Here is a 4,249-nt window from a genome sequence, read left to right as displayed (position 1 = left end):
GGCATGGGCTGGATCAGATGCCGATATTGCCCAAGGTAAGCACGATATTGCGCAGCGTCCCGGCAATGCCCGGATGGTCCAGCTCGAAGCCTTCCACCGCACGGTTCACATCGTCGGCAATGCTGGGGGATTGGGTGGCGGGTTCCAGCTCAAGTTGCACTTCGAATTTCGCAATCAACTCTTCCAGCGCTTCACGTTTTTCCTGTGGCAGCGGTGGCTCTTGATTCAGTTGCTCGCGCAGGATGTTGACCTGTTCTTGCAGTTTTTCGCGGGCAGGCATGGCGTTCTTCCTTTTATCGATAGGCACTGGCATAGACCGCGGCACGCCGAGAAAGGTCTACGGGCTGACCTGTAGATTAATCCACCGGCGCCAACTGTGCATGATCTCGATCAGGGCTTCTCGCCTTTGAGCTGGCGCAGGCTGATGTCCGCCAGGCAAGTACCGAGTTCGCCCAGGTGGTCGATCACCGAATGCACGCCCAACCCATACAGCGCCACCGTGGCCTTGCCGCGCTTGTGCTCGCGTTGCTGCTCGGTCAGCGCCTGCCATTGCTCGGGCGCCAGGCCACACAGTGAGCCGCAGGACGCGAGGCCAATGGTCCACATCCCGGCGTTCAGGCCAGATTGCAGCAAACGGGGCTCGCCGCTGACCAGCACGCAGCCTTCCAGGCGCTCGATGTTCAATTCCATCAAGGCTTGCCAGCAGGCATGCGGCGCCGGCCAGCGGATGGAGGAGGGCGAGGCCGCCTTGAGCCAATTGGGCAATACGGCGGCGAGCGGCGTGGTGACGGACGCGGGCAGCTCGTCGAGCCAGGCGCAGGGCACGCCTTGGTCCTTGAGGCTGCGCAGGATTTTCAGCGCGCCCGGCGTGGCGTGGGAGTCCGGTGAGGGCGAGTCGGTGCGTGCCTGGGAACCGAAATCCACCAGGCAGCCACTCAGGCCAAACAGCACAGCAGTCAAAGACGGGGCGCTGGCGACGGCAATTTCGGCGTGAGGCATCTCGACATCCCTGAAATAGCAATGACGCTATCTGGCCCGGATGACAAGCGGATGACACCTACAGGCAATTGTAGGAATTTTGTGCATTTTCCATCTGACCTTTCCTACCTGCTGCCTAAATAGACACTTCCGTCATATACTCACGTTCTTATTCAGGGCATAGCGCCCATGACAGACCATTCTAGGAGCCAAAGCTATGCGCTGGAGCCACTACTTCGCTCAGCTATCTGTGTGTGCCACTGTCCTGATGGCGCCGTTCGCCGCCCAGGCCGCGTCGGAAGACGACCCATGGGAAAGCGTCAACCGCCCGATCTTCACCTTCAACGACACCGTTGATACCTACGCCCTCAAGCCATTGGCCCAGGGTTATCAGTTCGTCACCCCACAATTCGTGCAGGATGGCGTGCACAACTTCTTCCGCAACATCGGCGACGTCGGCAACTTTGCCAACGACGTGTTGCAGCTCAAGCCACACGCAGCCGGTGTCGATACCGCTCGTCTGTTGATGAACACCACCTTCGGTGTGCTGGGCTTCATTGATGTGGGCACCAAAATGGGCCTGCACCGCAACGACGAAGACTTCGGTCAGACCCTCGGCTACTGGGGTGTCGGCAGCGGTCCTTACGTAATGCTGCCGCTGCTGGGCCCAAGCACCCTGCGTGATGCGCCGTCCAAATACGTCGACAGCTACACCCAGCCGTACCGCTACATGAACGACATCGGCTGGCGTAACAGCACGTTCGGCCTGAACATCGTCGACACGCGTGCCAGCCTGCTCGACAGCGAGAAGCTGATCACCGGCGACAAATACACCTTCATCCGCAACGCTTACCTGCAGAACCGCGAGTTCAAGGTTAAAGATGGCAAGGTTGTAGACGACTTTTAAGCCGTGGCGTTTTGAAATGAAAAAAGGCGACCCACAGTGGTCGCCTTTTTTTGTGTGCGATTTTTTAGTGCATTTTCAAGATCTTGAGACCCAGGTGCTGGCGCTCGCCGTCGTTCTTGGCCCACACCACCTCGGTGTCGGCCTCCAGGCCTGCGAGCGCGGCATGCTCGGAGTCGATGCGCACGGTGAGCCTGTCGCCTACTTGAAACTGGCGCGGCGCCTCGACCTGCATGCCGGAGCTCGAAAGGTCCACGCAAACCCCCGCAATCTCTTGCCCGGCGTGGATCAGCGACACATCGGCATCCACGCGCATGCGGATGAAATCGCGTTTTTCGGCGTAGTCGCGCTCGTGTTCGCTCATCGGTTCCATCCTTACTTTGTGTTGTGGTGAAGGCTGTTCTTATAACTCCCGGTGATTTGCGGTGTAAAGACGCCCGGCGACCATCGGCATGAGCTTGAAACCCCTGACGGATGGGAGTACCGTCTGCGCCTTAGAAGGGCACCTCTGCTTTACCGTTGTGCGTGGGCCAAAAGCCCGCGCTTTGTAGGACAGAGAGGCTAGAAAGCGAATCCAGTACGTGAGCCCGGCCATTGCCGAGCCGCCTACGCCAACCTAATTCTGGCGCCGTTTGCCCACATGCAAAAAACCAGTGCCACGCTGCTGATAATCGATGACGACGAAGTAGTGCGCGCGAGTCTCGCGGCCTATTTGGAAGACAGTGGCTTCAGCGTCCTGCAGGCCAGCAATGGCCAACAGGGTCTCCAGGTATTCGAGCGCGACAAGCCCGACCTCGTGATCTGCGACCTGCGCATGCCCCAGATGGGCGGCCTTGAGCTGATCCGCCAGGTGACCGAGCGAGCGCCGCAGACGCCGGTGATTGTCGTGTCCGGTGCCGGCGTGATGAACGATGCCGTCGAGGCCCTGCGCCTGGGCGCCGCCGACTACCTGATCAAGCCTTTGGAAGACCTGGCCGTGCTGGAGCACTCGGTGCGCCGCGCGCTGGACCGTGCCCGCTTGCTGCTGGAAAACCAGCGCTACCGCGAAAAGCTCGAAACCGCCAACCGCGAACTCGAAGCCAGCCTCAATTTGCTCCAGGAAGACCAGAACGCCGGTCGCCAGGTGCAGATGAACATGCTGCCGGTCAGCCCCTGGACCATTGACGAGTTCAAGTTTGCGCACCAGATCATCCCGTCGCTGTACCTGTCGGGTGATTTTGTCGATTACTTCCGAGTCGACGAGCGCCGCGTGGCGTTCTACCTGGCTGACGTTTCCGGCCATGGCGCTTCATCCGCTTTTGTCACCGTGTTGTTGAAATTCATGACCACACGGCTGTTGTTTGAATCCAAGCGCAATGGCACCTTGCCGGAGTTCACCCCCTCCGAGGTGCTGGGCCACATCAACCGGGGCTTGATCAGCTGCAAGCTGGGCAAGCACGTGACGATGGTCGGCGGCGTGATTGATGAAGAAACCGGTCTTTTGACCTACAGCATCGGCGGTCACCTGCCGATGCCGGTTTTATACACTCCAGACAGTGTGCGTTACCTGGAAGGCCGTGGTCTGCCGGTGGGCTTGTTCAATGAAGCCACCTACGAAGACCACATCCTGGAACTGCCGCCGACCTTCAGCCTCACGCTGATGTCCGATGGCATACTGGACCTTCTTCCAGAGCCTACACTCAAAGAGAAAGAAGCCGCCTTGCCCCAAAAGGTCAAGTCGGCGGGCGGCAGCCTGGATGGCCTGCGGCAGGTTTTTGGATTGGCCACGCTGGGGGAGATGCCGGATGATATCGCCCTACTGGTGTTGAGCAGGAATCTTTGATGAGTACCGGAAGAATCCAATTCGCCGAGCAAGACGGGACCTTCGTCCTGAAGTTTGTCGGTGAAGTGCGCCTGACCTTGTGTTCGGCCCTGGATGCGACGATTGAGCGGATCTTCACTGCGCTGAACTTCTCAGCGATCGTGATCGATCTGACCGAAACCCGCAGCATCGACAGCACCACCCTTGGCTTGCTGGCCAAGTTGTCCATTCTGTCTCGGCAGAAGGTCGGCCTGTTGCCGACTGTGGTCACCACCCACGAAGACATCACCCGTCTGTTGCAGTCCATGGGCTTCGACCAGGTGTTCAACATCGTTGACCGCCCGATCCCGTGCCCGGAATGCCTGACCGACCTGCCTTCGCAGGACCAGTCCGAGGAAATCGTACGGGTCAAGGTGCTCGAAGCGCACAAGATCCTGATGGGCCTGAACGAGTCCAACCGTGAAGCCTTCCACGACCTCGTGAACGCCTTAGAGCGTCACTGATCCCCAATCTGCTGTAACACACAGTCCAATGTGGGAGCTGGCTTGCCTGCGATAGCGGTATGT

General features: G+C 59.3%; 6 protein-coding genes. 3 read left to right on the top strand and 3 right to left on the bottom strand.

Features of this window, described 5'->3' with window-relative positions; genetic code table 11:
- Positions 1–13: 13 nt before the first annotated feature.
- Entirely contained in the window at positions 14–280 is a 267-nt protein-coding gene (locus WBB95_RS27450; RefSeq protein ID WP_424490426.1) for a DUF4404 family protein, read from the bottom strand.
- Positions 281–390: 110 nt separating this feature from the next.
- A complete protein-coding gene (locus WBB95_RS27445) occupies positions 391–999 on the bottom strand; it encodes an HAD family phosphatase (protein ID WP_424490425.1) in 609 nt (202 codons plus the stop codon).
- A 247-nt stretch (positions 1,000–1,246) separates the two neighbouring features.
- Between WBB95_RS27445 and WBB95_RS27440 the strand changes: the two genes are divergently transcribed.
- Entirely contained in the window at positions 1,247–1,885 is a 639-nt protein-coding gene (locus WBB95_RS27440; RefSeq protein ID WP_424490427.1) for an MlaA family lipoprotein, read from the top strand.
- A 64-nt stretch (positions 1,886–1,949) separates the two neighbouring features.
- Here WBB95_RS27440 and WBB95_RS27435 read toward each other — a convergent pair whose 3' ends face one another.
- Positions 1,950–2,246 carry a PilZ domain-containing protein gene (locus WBB95_RS27435; RefSeq protein WP_424490424.1) on the bottom strand — a complete coding sequence of 99 codons (297 nt, stop codon included), beginning with the start codon at positions 2,244–2,246 and terminating at the stop codon, positions 1,950–1,952.
- Between the two features lie 276 nt (positions 2,247–2,522).
- Between WBB95_RS27435 and rssB the strand changes: the two genes are divergently transcribed.
- Together rssB and rssC are read left to right on the top strand one after the other, a co-directional pair.
- A complete protein-coding gene (gene rssB, locus WBB95_RS27430; RefSeq protein WP_110624244.1) occupies positions 2,523–3,704 on the top strand; it encodes a two-component system response regulator RssB in 1,182 nt (393 codons plus the stop codon).
- Positions 3,704–4,186, top strand: coding sequence for an anti-sigma factor antagonist RssC (rssC, locus tag WBB95_RS27425; RefSeq protein ID WP_010212025.1), 483 nt, complete (start codon positions 3,704–3,706; stop codon positions 4,184–4,186). Before rssB ends, rssC begins: the two co-directional genes overlap by 1 nt.
- Positions 4,187–4,249: the final 63 nt, after the last annotated feature.

The organism is Pseudomonas sp., assembly GCF_049645325.1.
Lineage (GTDB): Bacteria > Pseudomonadota > Gammaproteobacteria > Pseudomonadales > Pseudomonadaceae > Aquipseudomonas.
The sequence above is the reverse complement of the archived record's forward strand: the minus strand, read 5'-3'. Positions and strand labels throughout refer to the sequence as shown.